Origin of the sequence: Candidatus Sulfotelmatobacter sp. (assembly GCA_035498555.1) — a bacterium.
GTDB lineage: Bacteria > Eisenbacteria > RBG-16-71-46 > RBG-16-71-46 > RBG-16-71-46 > DATKAB01.
The window spans coordinates 1-19,133 of record DATKAB010000061.1 but is presented as its reverse complement, the minus strand read 5'-3'; the positions used below and the strand labels follow the sequence as shown (position 1 = coordinate 19,133).

The 19,133-nt window shown below is 67.5% G+C and carries 11 protein-coding genes; 4 read left to right on the top strand and 7 right to left on the bottom strand.

The window, feature by feature from the left end; all coding sequences use genetic code 11:
- The coding region (locus tag VMJ70_05770) for a dehydrogenase E1 component subunit alpha/beta (protein ID HTO90621.1) at positions 1-1,834 on the top strand (1,834 nt) is incomplete at its 5' end.
- A gap of 31 nt (positions 1,835-1,865) precedes the next feature.
- On the opposite strand, the gene miaB is transcribed toward VMJ70_05770, so the two are convergent.
- A complete protein-coding gene (gene miaB / locus VMJ70_05765) occupies positions 1,866-3,200 on the bottom strand; it encodes a tRNA (N6-isopentenyl adenosine(37)-C2)-methylthiotransferase MiaB (protein ID HTO90620.1) in 1,335 nt (444 codons plus the stop codon).
- A gap of 94 nt (positions 3,201-3,294) precedes the next feature.
- Between miaB and queF the strand changes: the two genes are divergently transcribed.
- From queF to VMJ70_05750, 3 genes are all read left to right on the top strand, one after another.
- Positions 3,295-3,687, top strand: coding sequence for a preQ(1) synthase (queF, locus tag VMJ70_05760; protein ID HTO90619.1), 393 nt, complete (start codon positions 3,295-3,297; stop codon positions 3,685-3,687).
- Positions 3,688-3,956: 269 nt separating this feature from the next.
- Complete coding sequence (locus VMJ70_05755; GenBank protein HTO90618.1) at positions 3,957-10,217, top strand: S8 family serine peptidase; 6,261 nt, start codon at positions 3,957-3,959, stop codon at positions 10,215-10,217.
- Positions 10,218-10,429: 212 nt separating this feature from the next.
- Complete coding sequence (locus VMJ70_05750) at positions 10,430-12,718, top strand: SpoIIE family protein phosphatase (protein ID HTO90617.1); 2,289 nt, start codon at positions 10,430-10,432, stop codon at positions 12,716-12,718.
- A gap of 32 nt (positions 12,719-12,750) precedes the next feature.
- Here the strand turns inward: VMJ70_05750 and VMJ70_05745 are convergent, their stop codons facing one another.
- From VMJ70_05745 to VMJ70_05720, 6 genes are all read right to left on the bottom strand, one after another.
- Positions 12,751-13,299 carry an isoprenylcysteine carboxylmethyltransferase family protein gene (locus VMJ70_05745; protein ID HTO90616.1) on the bottom strand — a complete coding sequence of 183 codons (549 nt, stop codon included), beginning with the start codon at positions 13,297-13,299 and terminating at the stop codon, positions 12,751-12,753.
- Positions 13,296-14,405, bottom strand: a complete 1,110-nt coding sequence (locus tag VMJ70_05740) for a 3-oxoacyl-[acyl-carrier-protein] synthase III C-terminal domain-containing protein (GenBank protein HTO90615.1) — start codon at positions 14,403-14,405, stop codon at positions 13,296-13,298. The genes VMJ70_05745 and VMJ70_05740 overlap by 4 nt, the downstream gene beginning before the upstream one ends.
- Before the next feature lie 164 nt (positions 14,406-14,569).
- Entirely contained in the window at positions 14,570-15,691 is a 1,122-nt protein-coding gene (locus VMJ70_05735; GenBank protein ID HTO90614.1) for a PQQ-dependent sugar dehydrogenase, read from the bottom strand.
- Between the two features lie 26 nt (positions 15,692-15,717).
- Entirely contained in the window at positions 15,718-16,995 is a 1,278-nt protein-coding gene (aceA, locus tag VMJ70_05730) for an isocitrate lyase (GenBank protein ID HTO90613.1), read from the bottom strand.
- 61 nt (positions 16,996-17,056) lie between these two features.
- Positions 17,057-18,613: a hypothetical protein gene (locus VMJ70_05725; GenBank protein HTO90612.1), complete on the bottom strand. Its 1,557-nt coding sequence runs from the start codon at positions 18,611-18,613 to the stop codon at positions 17,057-17,059.
- A gap of 127 nt (positions 18,614-18,740) precedes the next feature.
- Positions 18,741-19,133: aquaporin (locus VMJ70_05720; protein ID HTO90611.1), on the bottom strand; the 393-nt coding region annotated here is incomplete at its 5' end.

Genomic DNA, 19,133 nt, shown 5'->3' with positions numbered 1-19,133 from the left:
CTATCCAAGCCTGCATATCGTGACTCAGTCTTCCCCGACAGGCTCACAAATTCTGCAAGCCGTGGGTTGCGCCGAAGGCGGACGATATCTTTCGCGCCGTACCAAGGCGGCCGAAGTTCCCTCCGGCGTGACGGACTATCGCCAGTTCAAGAACGTCAACTCGCAGCGCGATGAAATCACTTACGTTTCACTCGGCGATGGCACATCGAGCGAAGGCGAGTTCTGGGAGGCCTTGAATGCTGCCGCGCTCGGCAAGCTGCCCGTGATCTTCTGCGTCGAAGACAACGGTTATGCGATCTCCGTTCCGGTCGAAGTGCAGACAGCGGGCGGAAGCATTTCACGCCTGGTTTCGGGATTCCCCAACTTCCATTTTGAGGAGGTCGACGGGACCGATCCCATGGCCAGTTACGCGGCCTTCCAGCGCGCCGCAAAATATTGCCGCGAAGGGCTGGGCCCGGCGTTTGTGCATGCGCACGTCATTCGTCCGTACTCGCACTCGTTGTCCGATGATGAACGTCTCTATCGTCCCGAGTCGGAGCGGGAACGCGATGCGCAACGTGACCCCGTCACGCGGACGCAAATGTACTTGCTGCGCGAAGGTATCCTCGACGACAAAGGTATTAATCAGCTGGAAAAAGAAGTGGACGCAGAGCTCCAGGCTGCGGTCGATCGTGCGTTAGAAGCGTTACCGCCGGCGCCTGAGTCGGTGTTGCATTTCCTGTATTCGCCGGATGTTGATCCGACTTCATCTTCCTTTGATACGCAGCCCGCGGTAGTTGAACCCTCCGCTGATGCGAAGAAGCCGACGACCAAAACCATGGCCGACCTGATCAACGCCACGCTCCGCGACGAGATGAAGCGCGACGAGCGGATCGTGATCTTCGGCGAGGACGTGGCCGACTGCAGTAGAGAAGAGTATCTGCGACAGAAGTTAGTCAAAGGCAAGGGCGGAGTTTTCAAGCTCACCTTTGGCTTGCAGTGCGAGTTCGGTAACGACCGCGTGTTTAATTCTCCGCTGGCGGAGGCTGCGATTGTTGGCCGCGCGACGGGTATGGCGACGCGCGGATTGAAGCCGGTAGTTGAGATTCAGTTCTTCGACTACATCTGGCCGGCGATGATGCAGATTCGAAACGAGCTGGGATTCATGCGCTATCGCTCGAACAACATGTTCTCGTGCCCGGTGATCATCCGCACCGCCTACGGCGGCTACCTGCGCGGGGGCGCGCCCTACCACAGCCAGTGCGGCGAGAGCATCTTCGCGCATTGTCCGGGGCTGCGGGTGGTGCTGCCGAGCCACGCCACCGACGCCAACGGCCTCCTCCGCACCGCGCTGCGCTGCGAGGACCCGGTGTTGTTCCTCGAGCACAAGCATCTCTATCGCCAGCCCTACGCCAAGGGTCCGTATCCGGGCCCCGACTACACGCTGCCGTTCGGTCGTGCGCGTGTGGTGCGCCCGGGCGACGACGTCACCCTGGTCACCTACGGCGCACTGGTGCAGCGCAGCTTCCTCGCCGCGCAGGAGCTGGCCGAGGAGGGGATCGAGACCGAGATCCTCGATTTGCGCACGCTCCAGCCGCTCGACTTCGAGAGCGTGGCCCGGTCGGTCCGTAAGACCGGCCGAGTGGTGGTGGCGCACGAGGACGGACTGTTCTGCGGTTTCGGTGCCGAGGTCGCGGCGCGCATCGCCGACCAGTGCTTCATGGATCTCGACGCGCCGGTGCGCCGCATCGGCGCTCAGGATTTGCCGGTCGCCTACGCGCCCCAGCTCGAAGACGTGATCCTGCCGCAGAAGGATACCGTCGCCCGGGCGATTCGAGAGCTCGCGGCGTTTTAGGCTCGCGCGGCCGCGAGCGGCCCGCGATCGGTCAGCGAATCGTGACCCGCGCGCCGGGTGCGCGGGTGGCGACCGGCTCCCCGAACAGCGTCACCGGCGTGGCGCCCACCACCCGCAGGCGCTTGAGCGTGCCGGCCGGCGTGCCGTCGTCGCCGAACACGATCGCCTTGAATTGAGCGGTGCGGCCGAACAGCTGACCGGGATCGCGGCGGGCGGGACCCTCGACCAGTGCCTCGACCTCGCGTCCGAGCCAGGCATCGTGGATCTCGCCCGAGATGCCGTGTTGCAGCTCGATCAGCTCGGCGAGGCGGCGGCCCTTCTCGTCCTCGCTCACGGTTTCTTCCCACTTCCAGGCGCGCGTGTCGGGGCGCGCCGAATACTTGAACAGGAAGGCGCTGTCGAAGCGGATCTCGCGGAGCGCGCTCGCGGTGGCCTGGAATTCGGGCTCGCCCTCGCCCGGGAAGCCGACGATGACGTCGGTCGAGAGCGCGACCTCGGGTATCGCGGAACGGAGGCGGCACACCACCTCGGTGAACTCCGCGAAGCTGTAGGGGCGACGCATGGACTCGAGGATGCGGTCCGAAGCGGATTGCAACGGCAGATGCACCTGCGGGCAGACGCGCGGACACTCGGCGATCGCGGCGATCACTCGATCGCTCATGTCGCTGGGATGCGGCGAGGTGAAGCGAATGCGCTTCAGGCCTGCCACTCGGTCGGCGGCGCGCAACAGATCGGCGAAATCGTGCGTGCGGTCGTGATAGGAGTTCACGGTCTGGCCGAGGAAGACCACCTCGGAATAGCCGGACGCCACTGCGCCCTCGACCTGACGGATCAGGTCCTCGAGCGGCAGGCTCCGCTCGCGCCCGCGCGTGTACGGCACGACGCAGAAACTGCAGAACTTGTCGCAGCCACGCTGTGCCGTGATCCAGGCGCGCACTCCCGGCTCGCGCTTCGGCTCGAGATCGCCGTAGGTCTCGTCGCGGTCGAGCCGAATCTCGGCGACCGGCTCGCGGGCGGCGCGCTGCAGCAGCTCGGGCAGGCGGCGATAGCCGTCGGGTCCCACCACCAGGTCGAGAACGCGCGAGCGCGAATCGAGCAGGCGCTTCCGGAGGTGCTGAGCCATGCAGCCGGCCACGCCCACCACCAGCCGGGGATTGCGCTGTTTCAGTCGGGCGAACTCCCCGAGCCGGCCCAGCACGCGCTGTTCGGCGTGCTCGCGGATCGCGCAGGTGTTGAGCACCACCGCGTCGGCTTCTTCGGGACGGTCGGTGAGGGTCAGGCCGGCCTTTTCCAGCACGCCGGCCATGGTCTCGCTGTCGGCCACGTTCATCTGGCAGCCGTAGGTTTCGAGGAAGACGCGCTTCATGGCGGGGGAGGAGTCTAGCATGCGAGCTGGAGCCGCGCGCTCCCTTGACCCGATCGGCGCCGTTCGCCGACACTGACCGTTCCCGGACTCGACGATGCCTACCCAGCCCAGTCGAACGCTCGCCACCTTTCCCAATCCCGCGCCCGATCGAGACTACGTGATCCGGCACGATTGCCCGGAGTTCACCGCGCTCTGTCCGGTCACCGGCCAGCCGGATTTCGGCACGATCGTCGTCATCTACACGCCGGACCGAGCCTGCGTCGAGCTCAAGTCGCTGAAGCTCTACCTGTGGTCGTTCCGCAACGAAGGCCACTATTTCGAGCAGGTGACCAATCAGATCCGCGACGATCTGGCGCGCGCGATGAGGCCGCGTCGCCTGCTGGTCGTGGCGAAGTTCAACGTTCGCGGCGGGATCACTTCGACGGTGACCGCTCGCTACGAACGCCCGCGCCGGCCGCAGCGGTCCCGCGCCCGCGGCCGGCGCTGAGCCGCCGTTTATCTCCCTCTAACTAAGGTTGGCGTGCCTCTACGTCGGCCCCTCCGCGCGCTTTATTCCTTGACCGGAAGCTGACCCCGCGACTACTCCTACTCGCGAGATTCATCTTCCCGACTGAGCCACCACCCTGAGGAGGACGATCGCCGGGAGTCGTTTTCGCTCACAACTCAAGAAGCCATGGTCCTGATGGGTTGAGTCCGCAACCGGTCTCGATCCCCGATTCATCCTCGAACCGTTTCATTCCCTCAGGAGAACCCCCCATGTCGCCTCCCCTCCGCCGGCTCTTCGTTTCCGCTCTCGCGCTGCTCGCACTGACCGCATCGGTCGCCGGCGCGGCCGTGCCGACTCACGAATACGTTCCGGGCCAGCTGATCATCAAGTATCGAACCGGGGTCGCGAAGCAGCAGCGAACGTCGCTGCTCTCGGACATGCGCGCCACGCCGATGCGCAGCTTCGAATTCATCCGCGCGGAGGCCGTGAAGCTGCCGGACGGGGTGACCGTCGAGCAGGCGATCGCTCGCTACAAGTCCGATCCGCGCGTCGAGTACGTCGAGCCCAACTACATCTGGCATGCCGACGTCACTCCGAACGATCCGCTCTTTCCGCAGCTCTACGGCATGCACAACACCGGGCAGACCGGAGGCACTCCCGGCGCCGACATCCACGCCACCAACGCGTGGGACGTCTACACCGGAGATCCCAACCTGATGGTCGGCGTGATCGACACCGGCATCGACTACAACCACCCGGACCTGGCCGCCAATGTCTGGACCAACCCGGGCGAGATCCCCGGCAACGGCATCGATGACGACGGCGATGGCTACGTGGACGACGTGCATGGCTACGATTTCGCCAACAGCGACGGCGACCCGTTCGACGACAACGGGCACGGCTCTCACTGCTCGGGCACCATTGCCGGAATCGGCAACAACGGCGTCGGCGTGGTCGGCGTCAACTGGCGGGCCAAGCTGGTCGCGATCAAGTTCCTCAACGCCAGCGGGTCCGGCACGACCGACGGCGCGATCGCAGCGGTCCAGTATGCGATCGCGGTGGGCTGCCGGCTGACGAGCAACTCGTGGGGCGGCGGCGGCTTCTCGCAGGCGCTGCTCGACGCCATCAATGCCGCCGGCGCGGCGGGGCAGCTGTTCTGTGCGGCGGCCGGCAACGCCGGATCCGACAACGACGTCACGCCGTTCTATCCCGCCACCTACGACACGCCTTACATCATCGCGGTGGCGGCCACCGACAACAATGACAACCTGGCGAGCTTCTCGAACTACGGCGCCACTACCGTCGACATCGCGGCGCCGGGTGTGGACATCCTGTCGTGTCAGCCGGGTGGCGGCTATCAGCTGCTCTCCGGCACCTCGATGGCGACTCCGCACGTGTCGGGTGCAGTGGCGCTGGCGATGGGCCGGTTGCCCGGGCTCACCAACCTGCAGATCAAGGATCTGATCCTGCACTTCGCCGACGTCAAGCCGCAGCTCACCGGCCGGGTGCTGAGCAACGGCCGATTGAACGCGTTCATGCCGATCGCGGAGCCCGACAGCACTCCGCCGGCGGCCGTCATCGACCTGCACGTTTCCGATCTGGCGTCCAATTCGATCACGCTCGCGTGGACGGCGCCGGGAGACGACGGCAACACCGGACGGGCCTCGAGCTACGAGCTGCGCTACTCGACCGCGCCGATCAATGCCGGCAATTTCAGCTCCGCAACCCTCGTGCCCAGCCCCGATCCACAGCCGGCGGGCTCGGCCGAGAGCTTCGAGGTCCCCGGGCTGGCGTTCAATACCCTCTACTACTTCGCGATCAAGGCACACGACGAGTTCAACAATGCCGGCGATCTCTCGAACGTCGCGAGCGGCACCACCCTCGGGATTCCGAACATCGACGCCTCGCCGACCTCGTTCAGCTCCACGCTGCTCACCGGCGCCACCGACAGTCAGACCCTGACGCTCTCCAACACCGCGGAGGGGACGCTCGACTTCACGATCCCGACGCCCATGCTCTCGACCTCGCATCCACAGGTCGTGAATCCCTACCAGCCCTACGTCAAGACCGCCGGCGACCATCGCGTCGGTCCGCCGGTCATCACCGGCTCCGGTGGCCCGGATGGCTTCGGCTATCGCTGGGTGGACAGCGACGAGCCGGGCGGCCCGCCGTTCAGCTGGGTGGACATCACCGGGGTCGGAGCGCTGAACGCGCTCAGCGGCGACGACAACCTGTCGGCGCCGGTCACGATCGGCTTCAGCTTCCCGTTCTACGGGAGCACCTTCAGCACGCTCCGGATCTGCACCAACGGCTTCATCACGCTGAGCGGCTCCGCCGCGCCGTACGACAACCAGATGCTTCCGAACGTGGGCGCACCGCCCAACCTGATCGCGCCGATGTGGGACGACATGGACTTCGGCACGCTCCAGCGTGTCTACACCTACAACGACGGCTCGCGATTCATCGTCGAGTGGGTGGCGATTCCGCACTACAGCGCCGGTGGAAGCTACACGTTCGAGGCGATCCTCTACCCGTCGGGCGAGATTCGATACCAGTACCTATCGCTGGGCGACCCCACCAACAGCGCCACGGTCGGCATTCAGGATCAGACCGCCGCCAACGGACTCAACGTCGCGTTCAACACCACCTATCTGCACGACAATCTCGCGGTGCGGATCTTCGCCATTCCCCAGTGGCTCTCGGTGACACCCACTTCGGGGCGGATTCTGGCCGGCCACAGCCTGCCGCTCCAGGTGCACTTCGACGCCAGCGGGCTGACCGGCGGGATCTTCAACGGCACCATCAATGTGCTGAGCAACGATCCCGACGGAAGTCCTCTGCCGCTGAGCGCGCAGCTCCACGTCATCGGCGCGCCCGATATCGCGGTCAATCCGGCCTCGATCCCGTTCGGCACGGTGTTCGTGGGCTCGTCGCCGACCCGGACGCTCGTGGTCTCCAACCCGGGCACCGACGTCCTCCAGGTGACGGGTATCGCCAGCGACGATCCCTACGTCAGCGCGAGTCCGACCACGTTCTCTCTGAATCCGTCGGGGGCGCAGAACGTCACTGTGACCTACCACCCGACCACGGTATCCAGCAGCAATGCGACACTGACCATCGCCAGCAACGATCCCGATCAACCCAACGAGCCGGTGATGGTGACGGGGAACGCGGTGCCCGCCCCGAGTTTCAGCGTGGATCCCGAATCGCTGGCGGTGACCCTGAACACCAACACCGCCACCAGTCGCAATCTGCGCATCACCAACAACGGCGGCTCGAACTACACGTTCAGCGCGGAAGCCATCATCACGTCGCAGGGCAGCTCGGTCGTCAAGCACGACGCCGACAACCTTCCGCTCCAGAAGGGGCAGCCCGACCTGCAGCACGGACCTTCGGCCACCAGTCACGGGGGACCGGACGTCTTCGGCTACACCTACCAGGACAGCGACGAGCCCGGCGGGCCGACCTTCAACTGGGTGGACATCACCGGGGTCGGCACCCAGATCCCGTTGACGGGGGACGATGCCAACGCCGGCACGTTCCCGGTCGGGTTCCAGTTCCCGTTCTATGGGACGACGTTCAATTCGTTCCGGATTTGCACCAACGGGTTCGTGTCGTTCACCAGCAACGTCACGACCTACACCAATTCCGCGATCCCGAACAATGGTGCGGGCGTGCCCGAGAATCTGCTGGCGGTGTTCTGGGACGACATGAACTTCGGCACCACGCCGCGCACCTACTATTACAACGACGGCGCGCGGCTGATCATCGAGTACTTCGGCGCCCCCCGATACGGGGAAACCGAGCCCAACACCTTCGAAATCCTGCTCTATCCGGACGGCCGAATCGTCTACCAATACCTGTCCATGCAGTCCACCACGCTCAACAGCGCCACCGTCGGAATCCAGAACGCCGACCGGAGCGACGGACTTCAGGCGGCCTTCAACACCAGCTACGTGCACGACAATCTGGCGGTGCAATTCCGCCCGCCGGCCCGTTTCCTCACCGTGACGCCTGATTCGGGCAGCGTGCCGCCCGGCTCCCACATGGATCTGACCGTCGGCTTCAACGCCGCCGGGCTGTTCGGGGGCAACTATCTCGGCGCGGTGCGGCTCACCGGCAACGATCCGATCCTGCCGCAACGGGATGTGCCGTGCCGCCTGACCGTGATCGGCGTCCCCGACATCGCGACGGTTCCCACCAGCGTGGCGTTCAACAACGTCTACATCGGAGCGCCGCAGTTGCGTCAGCTCACGGTGCAGAACGTTGGAACCGATCTGCTGCACGTCACGAACATCACCAGCGACAACGGTGCGTTCGGCGTGGACCAGACCAGCTTCAATATCGGTCCGCTGAGCAGCGCGGTCGTCTACGTCGGCTTCAACCCCGGCCTGGCGCAGCCGTACAGCGGCAATCTCCATATCTCGAGCGACGATCCCGACACGCCGGACCTGGCGGTGCCAGTGAGTGGCACCGGTGTGACGCCGCCCGAGATCGGCGTGGCGCCGGGCAGCCTCCATGTCGCGCTGGCCACGACCCTGGGCCCGGTGGCGCAAACCGCCGACAGGCTGCTGGTGATCTCCAACACCGGCGGCAGCGACCTCACCTGGTCGCTGGACGCGAGCCTGGCCGGCGCCTCCGCGGGGCGGGTCGCGAAGCCCTCGGCCGCCCCGGCCGCCTCCACCGCGGCTGCGCGTCGCCCCGCGCCGGTCGCTCCCGATGCGGCTCAGGTCGCCACCCTCGCCCGCGTCGCGCGCGCGAGCTCGACCCTGCTCGCATCGCCGGCGTCGCGACACGCGCTGCTGCCGGAGTCGAGCAAGAACGACCCGAGCCCGCCCGGCAATCCCGTCACGCAGGCTTCCGGCGGCCCCGACACGTTCGGCTATCGCTGGATCGACAGCGATTCGCCGGGCGGTCCGACCTTCGCCTGGCAGGAGATCTCCGGCGTGGGAACCGTGATTCCGCTCAACAGCGACGACCAGACCCTGGGGCCGTTCCCGCTGCCGTTCGCGTTCAGTCTCTACGGGAACGCGTTCAACACCTTCAACATCTGCAGCAACGGGTTCCTGAGCTTCACCAGCACGCTCGACTCGTACACCAATACGCCGCTTCCCGACGCCGGCGCGCCGTTCAATCTGGTGGCGCCGTTTTGGGACGATCAGAACTTCGCGGCTTCGGGCCAGGCGTTCTCCTACTTCGACGGGACGAAGTTCATCATCGAGTTCCAGAACGTCGCCCACTTCAGCTCGGGCGGCCCGTACACCTATGAGGTCCTGCTCTATCCCAACGGCACGATCGAGTATCAGTACCTGAGCATGCAGAGCACGCGCATCAACGAGGCCACGATCGGCATTCAGAACGCCGACGGCACCGACGGCCTGCAGGTCGTGTACAACGCCGACTACGTGCACGACAACCTCAGGGTCCGGATCTCGCGCACCCCGCAGTGGATGAGCATCAATCGCTCGTCGGGCGTCACCCCGGCCGGCGGCCGCGACACGGTGGTCGTGCACTTCGACGCCAACGGGCTCGCCGACGGCGACTACGCCGGCAACCTGCACGTCTCGAGCAACGATCTCCAGCAACCCTCCATCGACGTGCCGGTCGCGCTGCACGTCGGAGTCGCGTCGGCGTCGCTGATGGTGGACCCCGACATCGTCAACAGCCTGAGCGGCCCGACTTACGTGCACGGTACGGTGACCCCGCCGAGCGGGCTCGACCCACACGACATCGACCCGGCCAGCGTTCGCATGCAGGGGACGGTGGCGATCGCCGACAGCGTCCCGGTGGACTATCCGCCCGGCCAGGCGGTGTTCAGCTTCTCGCGATTCGCGCTGCTCCCGGCGCTCACCGAGGGCAAGTTCTCGCCGGTCGAGTTGATCGGCGAGGTCGCCGGGCAGACCTGGTTCAGCGCGCGGGACACGATCCGCGTGCTGAAGCCGATTCTGTACGTCGGCGGACCGGCGCCCTACTCGGCCGGCTCCTCGGTGCCGCTCACCTGGCAGGACGCGGCGGACGGCCCCGCCACGCATTACGACCTGTGGTACTCGGAGGATGGCGGCATCCACTGGTCGCGCATCGCCACCGCGGTCACCGGCCATTCCATGGCCTGGCACGTGGCGCCCGAGGCGACGACTCGGGGAATGCTCCAGCTCGCCGCCTACGACGATCAGGGCTACCTGGGATCGGCGTTCGCCGGGCCGTTCTCGATCGTCGCTCCGGTCACGGGTGTGGAGACTCTGCGACAGCCCGAAGCTCTGGGGCTGCGCTTCATCGGAGCCAATCCGGCACGCAGCGCCGCGCGGCTGGAGCTGGCGCTCCCGCAGCGGGGGCCAGTGGAGCTGCGTGTGCACGACGTGAGAGGCGCATTGGTTCGCACGCTCGCGAGCGGTGAATTCGCGGCCGGACGCTATCCGATCGTGTGGGACGGCAAGGACGCCAATGGAACGACGGTGGGCTCCGGCGTCTACTTCGTCCAGGCCGCGGCGGGCGGACGGACGGTGGGCCTGCGGGTTGCATTGATCCATTAGGCCCCGGCAGTTGACGGACGGCGCCCCGGGGGCCGCGGCTCCCGGGGCGCTCGTCCTTTGGCCGGGTACGCTGGTCGGGGGCGCCGAACGTTTGGCGCAGCGCTGGCGTCGCATCCTGCGTAGCATGCTTGACGCCCGTTCGAGGGCACGAAACACTCCTACGCCTCGTCCGGCCCCTCGACCGGGAACCGGATACCCAGGCTCGGAGGCCGATGAGTTCGTATCTTCTTCTCTCCACGCTCAATTTCTCGCTGGGCGGGCTGGTCTTCCTGCTGGGACTCATCATCCTCCGCGAGAATCCGCGCTACCGCCTCAATCGCGTGGTGGCGACGATGCTGTTCTTCGGCGGCGTCGGCGCGGTGCTGGCCGCGGCGAGCTTCATGGCGGCGCGAGGCGGGGCGCGCACCGCGGCGACCGCGGGCATCCTCGAAAATCTCTCCTACGTCTGGGAATTCTTCTTCCCGTCGCTGTTCCTGTTCGCCAGCATCTTTCCCGAGGAGCGCGGGTTTGCGCGGCGGCGCTTGCCGGAGAGCGGCAAGGGCTGGATTCCGGGGTTCGTCACCCTGGTCTTCCTGCCCCACACCTTCCATTTCCTGCTGGCGGTGGCGCTCTCCTTCGGGGTGCCGAGCTTCAAGTTGCCGGAAGTCGGGATCCTGCGCTACGCGAGCTCGCTGCTCGGTGTCGCCGGCGTCTTCCTGCGGCTGTTCCTGCTGGTCCATCGCGCCCTGTTCTCGCTGGTCAATCTCGGCTTCGGCCTGGCGGCGATCGGGCTCCTGATCGGGAGCCTGCGGCGCGCCACCGTGCCGCGCATCCGCCAGCAGCTCCGCGTGATCACCGTCGGGCTCTCGGCCAGCATGGTGGGATACAGCTTCGCCACCATCATTCCCCAGCTCTTCAACTGGCGACTGAGCGAGGATCTGCGCGCCGGGCTCACCATCGCCGCCCTCACGCTCGGGCCCGGGTCGATCGCCTACTCGATCGTTCGCTACAAGTTCCTCGACACCCGGCTGCTCGCGCGGCGCGCGATCCTTTATGCGCTGGCATCTGGTGCGTTGGTCGGGCTCTACCTCGCCGTGCTCCAGCCGCTGGGGCGAATGATCACCGTCTCGACCGGCGTGGATTCGCGCATCTTCGATCCCGTGCTGTTGGTGATGGGGCTCGCGCTCTTCCAGCCGGCGATCGGGCGACTCGAGGAGCTGGTGGATCAGATGCTGCTGCGCGACCCCACCGACTACCGGAACGTGCTGCGCCAGCTGGGCCGCGATCTACAGACCACGATCGAGTTGGACGAGCTGCTGTCCCGCACCATTCGCACCGTGTCGGACACGCTGCTGCTTCGCCGTGCGCACGTGCTGGCGCTGACGCCGGGGCAGAGCGTGGTGCACACCGGGGCCGGCGCGCCGATCGAGCCCACCACCCTGCGCCGGCTCGGCGAGATCCTGCCGCGCGTCTCGGCCCGGCAAACCAGCTACCGCCTGTCGGATCGGGTCGAGGGATTGACGCTCGAGGAACAGGATGTGCTCGCCGCCTGCGGCGCCACGTTGCTGGTGCCGCTCCGCTGGCGCGCCGAGCTGGTCGGCGCGCTCCTGCTCGGCTCCAAGCTCACCGGCACCCCGTACACCTCCGAGGACGTCAGCCTGCTCACCACGCTCGCCGCTCAGGTGGCGGTGTCGCTGCAGAACGCGGTGCTGCTCCGCGATCGCGTCGCGGTGGCCCGCGTCGAGGAGGAGCTCAATCTGGCGCGACAGATCCAGCGCGCTTCGCTGCTCTCGGAGTTCCCGGTCATCCCGCGCTGCGAGGTCTACGCGCTCTATCAGCCCTCCCGGTACGTGGGCGGCGATTTCTACGACGTGGTGCCGAGCGGCGACGAGGGCTATCTGGTGGCGATCGGCGACGTGTCGGGGAAGGGGATGCCGGCCGCGCTACTGTCGGCGATGCTCCAGGCCTCACTCCGCACCCAGTCGAGCGGATTGGCCCCGGTGGGGGAGATGCTGCGCAATATCAACTCGCTCCTCTACCGCAGCACCGCCATCAATCAGTTTGCGACTTTCTTTCTCGCCCGCATCGACGCCCGCAGCCTGCGCATGACGTTTTCCAACGCCGGCCACAACTGGCCGGTGATCCTGCGGCGCGGCGGCCAGCGCATCTTCCTCGAGCGCGGCGGCACGGTGCTGGGCATCATGGAGCACACCCCCTACGAACAGAGCGAGATCGCCCTGGTGCCCGGCGACGTCGCGGTGCTGTACACGGATGGCGTGAGTGAAGCGCAGAACGCGCTCGGGCAGTTGTTCGGGGATTCGCGCGTCTACGAGCTGGTCGAGGGCCTGTCGCGCGAGCTGACCGCCCGCGAGATCGCCGACCGGCTGATGGCGGAGCTGCGGGACTTCCTCGACGGCCTCGAGCCGCAGGACGACGTCACCATTCTCGTGCTCAAGGTGCTCGAGCGGGCCGAGACTCCGACGCGCCCGAGCGGGCAACCCGAAGCGGTGGCGGCCCGCTAGCGGCGACCGCCCGCTCCAGGGGCGCCTCGTGCTCAGCGCGCCGCGCTTCCCACCTGCTCGCCGGCCCAGCGCAGCGCGCGTGACTCGGCGGGAATCCGGATCGCCAGCAGCGCCGCGTTGATCGCCGACGCGACCAGCGCGGTGCGCCAGGCGCCGAACAGCAGCGGCAGCGCCGCCATCTCGATCACTACACCCAGATAGTTGGGATGGGCGAGCCGGCGATAGATGCCGGTGCGCACCGGCTTTTCGCCCGGGAGGACCCAGATGCGGACGTGCCAGCGATGCTTGAGCGTGCGAATCGAGGCGGCGCGCAGCCACTCTGCGAGCGCGATCGGCGCCAGCAGCCACGCCCAGCCGTGGGGCGGACGCGCGCCGGCCAGGATCTCGGCCAGGATGGCGATCGGGAACAGCGCGTGCAGCAGCACGACGGCCGGATAGTGGCCGGCGCCGAACTCGACCGCGCCGCGCGCGCGAAGCGAGGGGAGGTGGCGCGCCGCGAGCCGCAGCTCGAACAGGCGCTCGCCGAGCAGGAGAGCGAGGAAGACGAGGAAGCCGGCCCAGGGAATCGGAGACGAGCTCAATCCGGCAGCGACTCCAGCAATACCGATTCGGAAGCGAAACCCGGCCCCAGCGCGGTCACCACCGCCGGTTCGCCGGCGCGCAGATCACCGGCACGCCAGGCGCGTTCGAGCACGAACAGACAGGTGGGCGACGACATGTTGCCGCAATTGGCGAGCACCTCGCGCGAATGCCGGAAGCGACACGGATCCCACCCCAGCGCTTCGGCGTAGGCGGCCAGCACCCGAGGCCCGCCGGGATGGGCGAGCAAATGGTGGAGACCGTCGAGCTCGAGCGCCGACTCGGCGAGAAAACTCTCGAGATTGGGCCGCACGCGCTCGCGCACGATCGTGGGAATGTCGCGCGAGAAGATGACGTGCAGTCCGTGCCCATCGATGTCCCAGCCCATGACATCGAGCGTGTCGGGCCACAGCGTGCTGCGCGCGGCGCGCAACGCCACCGGAGGGCGAAGGCGCCCGGGTGCGGGGCGCGCATCGGAGCCGGTGATCACGGCGGCGGCCGCGCCATCGGAGAACAGCGAGGCGGCGACCAGGTTGCGCCGATCCAGATCGCCGCGCTGAAAGGTGAGGCTGCACAGCTCGAGCGCGACCAGCAGCACGCGCGAGCCCGGCGAACCCTGCGCCAGCTCGGCCGCGCGGGCGAGCCCGGCGGCGCCACCGGCGCAGCCCAGGCCCCAGATCGGCGTGCGCCGCAAGTCGGAGCGGAACGGCAGCCGGTTCATCAGCCGCGCGTCAATGCTCGGAGTGGCGAGCCCGGTGGTCGAGACATAGACGAAGTGATCGACGTCGGCGGGGCCGAGGCCGGCCTGCTCCAGCGCGTCGAGAGCGGCTCGGCTCGCCAGCTCGATCGCGCTCTCGATGTAGCTGCGATTCGATTCGGCGAATTCGCGCTCCGACGCGTACCACTCGAGCGGCATGCAGAAGTGGCGCGTTTCGATTCCGGCGGTGTCGAACACGCTGAGCAGCCGGTGGTCGACTTCGTCCATCGCGGGAAGAAACATCGCAGCGGCAGCGGCCTTGATTGCGGACTGGGGATAGCGGTGGGGGGGCAGCGCGGTGGCGATGGATTCGAGGCGGGGCGAGCGTCCGCACGAAAGCGCCGGGGCCATTCGAGACTCCTTTTCCTGGCCCCGAGTGCCGGGCTCCAGGGTCGGGGTCGATCACCTGCGGACGTTTCGAAAGATGCCCCATTACGATGTGCCCCGACCAGCCGGGGAGTCGACCTAATTGGGCCGGCACGCGGGGCCGAGCAGAAGCTCGCCGCCTTCCACGATCAATCCCCGGGATCGATGCGATCCACGGTGCCGTCGTAACCGATGACGTAGACCTCGCCCTGATCGTCGACGCCGAACGAGCTGATCGGGCCGGGGGACTGGATCCGCCACTCGTGCCGTTCCTCGGCGCGCCCGCCCACCACGCGAAAGCTCCGAAGCCAGCCGCGGCAGTAGTCGGCGTAGAGATAGGCGCCGCGCAGGATGCGGACCCGGCTGCCCCGATACACGACTCCGCCGATGATCGAACAGCCTTCGTCGTGAGGATACTCGACGAGTGGGAAGACGAGGCTGTCCGGCTCGAGCGCTTCGCGACGGTAGCCGTGCGTGCCCTCGAACAGCCTCCAGCCGTAGTCGAGGCCGGGACGACTCGCGCGGGCCACGTCCACCTCCTCCCAGCGGTTCTGACCGACGTCGCCGATATAGAGGAGCTGGCTCCGGGCGTCGAAGGTCAGACGCCACGGATTGCGCAGCCCGCGGGCCCAGATCTCGGGCAGCGCGTCGGGACGCCCGACGAATGGATTGTCGGGAGGGATGGTGTAAGGCTCGCCGTGATCCACGTCGAGCCGGAGCAGCTTGCCGAGCAGCGTTCGCAGGTTCTGGGCGCGATTGCCGGGATCGCCGCCGCTGCCGCCATCTCCCATGCCGACGTAGAGCATGCCGTCGGGGCCGAACAGGACGTGGCCACCGTTGTGATTCGCGAACGGCTGCTCGACGCGGAGGATCGGAAGCTCGCTGCCGGGGTCGACGCGCGAACGGTCAGCGGTCACCGCGTAGCGCACCACCCGGGTGTCACCGCGACGGTCGGTGTAGTCGACGAACAGTCGGCCATTGGTGGCGAACCTCGGATGGAAGGCGACGCTCAACAGCCCGCGTTCGCTCCCGCGACCCACGGAATCGCTGAGATCGAGGAAAGGTTCGGGAAGCAGCCGGCCGTTCTCGATCACGCGAATCCGGCCGGTCTGCTCGACCACGAACAGTCGCGCGTCGCCCGGCGCCCCGGTCAGATGGACCGGCCGATCGAGACCGCTCGCGACGCGGGTGAGGTGGATGCCGCGGGCGGGCCGATCGAGAGGCGTGGCGTGGGCCGGCCGGGCCGGGGCGGAGGTCAGCGCCGCGAGCACGGCGAGGCTCAGCCCGCGGGCCGCGGCTAGAACTGGTGTTCTTCGGTGGAACCCTTCAGCGCCCGCACCGAGGATGCACCCTGACTCACCGCCGTGGCCACCGCGTCGAAGTAGCCGGTGCCCACGAAGCTCTGGTGCCTGACCGCCGCGTAGCCGTCGGACTTCTGCAGATCGAATTCGCGATCCTGGAGAGTCGCGTAGGCCGCCATCCCGTGATCGCGATAGCCCAGCGCCAGCTCGAACATCGAGAGGTTGAGCGCGTGGAAGCCGGCAAGCGTCACGAATTGGAAGACGTAGCCCATCGCCGCCAGATCGCGCTGGAAGCTCGCGATGGCGTCGCGCGTCAGGTGTCGCGACCAATTGAAGGAGGGTGAGCAATTGTAGGCCAGCAGCTTGCCCGGGAAACGCGCGTGGATCCCGGCGGCGAAGCGGCGCGCCTCCTCGACGTCGGGCGTGGAAGTCTCGCACCACAGCATGTCCGCGTAGGGAGCATACGCCAGGCCGCGGGCGATGGCGGCGTCGAGACCATGGCGTACGGCGTGGAAGCCCTCCGGGGTGCGCGATCCCGCGAGGAAGAGACGGTCGCGCTCGTCCACGTCGCTGGTGATGAACGTGGCGCTGCCGGCGTCGGTGCGCGCGATCAGCACGGTGGGAACGTCCAGCACGTCGGCGGCCAGGCGCGCGGACTGCAGCTTCTGCACGAATTCGCGTGTCGGCACCAGCACCTTGCCACCCATGTGCCCGCACTTCTTGGCCGAGGCAAGCTGATCCTCGAAGTGAACCCCAGCGGCTCCGGCCTCGATCATCGCCTTCATCAGCTCGAAGGCATTGAGATCGCCGCCGAAGCCGGCCTCGGCGTCGGCCACGATCGGCACGAACCAGTCCACGCCGGTCTCGCCGTTCAGATGCGCGACCTGATCGGCGCGCTGGAGCGCGTGGTTGATGCGTCGGACCACCTGCGGCACGCTGTCCACCGGATAGAGGCTCTGATCCGGATACATCTGACCCGCGCTGTTGGCATCGGCCGCCACCTGCCAGCCGGAAAGGTAGATGCCCTGGAGCCCGGCCGCCGCCATCTCGACCGCCTGATTGCCGGTCAGCGCGCCCAGGGCGCGCACCGGCGGTCGCGAGCTGAGGCTCTCCCACAGCCGGCTCGCGCCCAACCGCGCCAGCGTGTGCTCGACGTGCAGCGTCCCGCGCAGGCGCACCACATCCTCGACGCCGTAGTGGCGCACGATGCCTTTCCATCGCGCGTCATGGGCCCAGCTGTGCTGAATCTCGGAAGCGCTCCTGGCGTTCGACATGGCGTGATCTCCGTGCGCGGCGTCCCGCGATCGTGAATCGCGGCTCGAAAGGGATAGCGGGTCAGACCGGGTTGAACCAGCCCTCGCGAATCAGGGTTTCAGTGTTGGCGCAGGCCTCGCGCAACGTGGTCTCGTTGCCGGCGTCCTTGCCGAGCGGCAGCTCGTTGATCAGCCGCTGGAGCTCCGCGGCGTAGCCCTGGTGTACGAATTCGGCGGTGTGCGCGACCGGCGAACCGTCCTCGCCCGCGATGGGCGCCGCCGCGAAATGGCGCATGCGCTGCGCCACCATCAGACGATAGATCCGATCGGTGGCGAGATCCTCCATGTAACCGTCGAGCAGGCTCGCGCCGCGGCCGTTCAACACGCCGTTCCGGTAACGGATCGTGGTGCGCATCGCCGCCCGGGTGCCGGCGACGCTGCGCCGGCCCACACCGGTGGGCCGCGGCCGCAGGTCGGGATAACGCTCGCCTCCCGGCCGGCGGTCCATCTGGTTTGGCGTCGGAAACTGGGCGACCGCGATCGCGTTCTGGTCGGGATGACCGGTCCAGGCGCCGTCCATGAAGCACGCGGCCTCGTTGCGCTTGTCCTGCTCGAGCACGGCGAGGGCGCGCGCGTTGAGCTCGGCATCCTCGCGGCTCGGATAGAGCGCGGTCATGCCGCCGATCGCCAGTGCGTCGCGCCGGTGGCAGATCTCGACCATCAGGTTGCGCACGCGCTGGAAGAAGGGCACGTCATGAGGAATGGTGTTGCGGTCGGGCAGGATCCACTCGGGATCGGCGAGCGTGAAATGGATGAGGCTGGCCATATAATCCCAGCGACCGAGATTCAGGCCCAGGATGTGCTCGCGAAGGTTCCAGAGGAACTCTTCCATCTGATAGGCGAGCGGATGCGACTCGACCAGCGCCATGCACTTGATGGCGTCGGAGCGCCAGCCCCGCGCCACCGCCACCGCCTGGAACACGTCGCGCCACCACAGCGCCTCCTCGGCCGACTCCGACTTGGGGACGTAGATGCAGAGCGGATGGCGGAGCTTGTCGAATTCCACCTGATGGCAGATCAGCGCGAGGTCGAAGAGGGTGGCCGAGGTGAGCCCGTCGCCGGGCAGCAGGCCGGCCTGGGAAAGATGGAGCCCGCGCACGCGGTTCCAGATCACCGTCGAGGAGGGGCTGATGCCCACCGTCCGGCCGCGTTTCCGGTCCTCGTAGGTCAGTTCGCCCTGGAGCGCCGAGAGGATGTTGTGGACACCGGTCATGAGGTTGGGCCAGGCGTTCGCCATCGAATCCTCGAGGTCCAGCATCACGCCGGGAGCGCCCGAGTTGAGCATTTTGACCACCAGCTCGGCATCGTCGGCCGGACCGGTCATCTGATTGCGCTGGTCCCGGCACCAGGCAGGCACGGAGATCTTCCAGCTCGAGGTGGTGGCGGGCGAAGGGGGCAGGTGGTCGGGGAGTCGGCCGGCGTGCGCTGCGTTCAACGCCTCGGTGCGCCGGCCGGCGAGCGCCTGCTGGCGCGGAGTGAAGGCGTGGTGGAGAGGCTGGTAGAACGCCCAGAAGCCCGAGGGCAGGCCTCGTTCGGGATCGAATCCGCGGGGAGCGGTGTTCATCCGCCGGAGTTGCATCAGGGGGCTCCAGAAGGGGAGAGTCGGGCCGGCAGTTCGCCAGCCTGCAAGCTGTTATCGGCCCCACCCCGCAAGCGACTTGAGGTCGGGAACGACCCCCTGAACGGGGTGCCCGTGACGCCCTTCCTCAGGAGCGCTTGAGCACCACGCTCGAATAGATCCATGCCGCCGCGGCGCCGCCGAGCAGCGGGCCGACCCACCAGACCCACTGGTTCGTGAGGTCGCCATTCACGACCGCCGCTCCGAAGGCGCGGGCCGGATTGAGCGCCGAGCCGGTGAGCGGTCCGATCGCCAGGATCACCATCAGCACGGTGAGTCCGATGCCGAAGCCTCCGATCTTGGGCGCGCGTTCGTCCACCGCGGTTCCCCAGACCGAGCTGACGAGCAGGAAGGTGCCGACGAATTCGAGCACGACCGCCGCGCCGATGCCGATGTCCGGAGAAACCGCGGCCGCGCCGAAGTGGGCCGGCGGTCCGGCATTCGCGGGCATGGTCGCGCGGAGCAGGAAGCTGGCGACCAG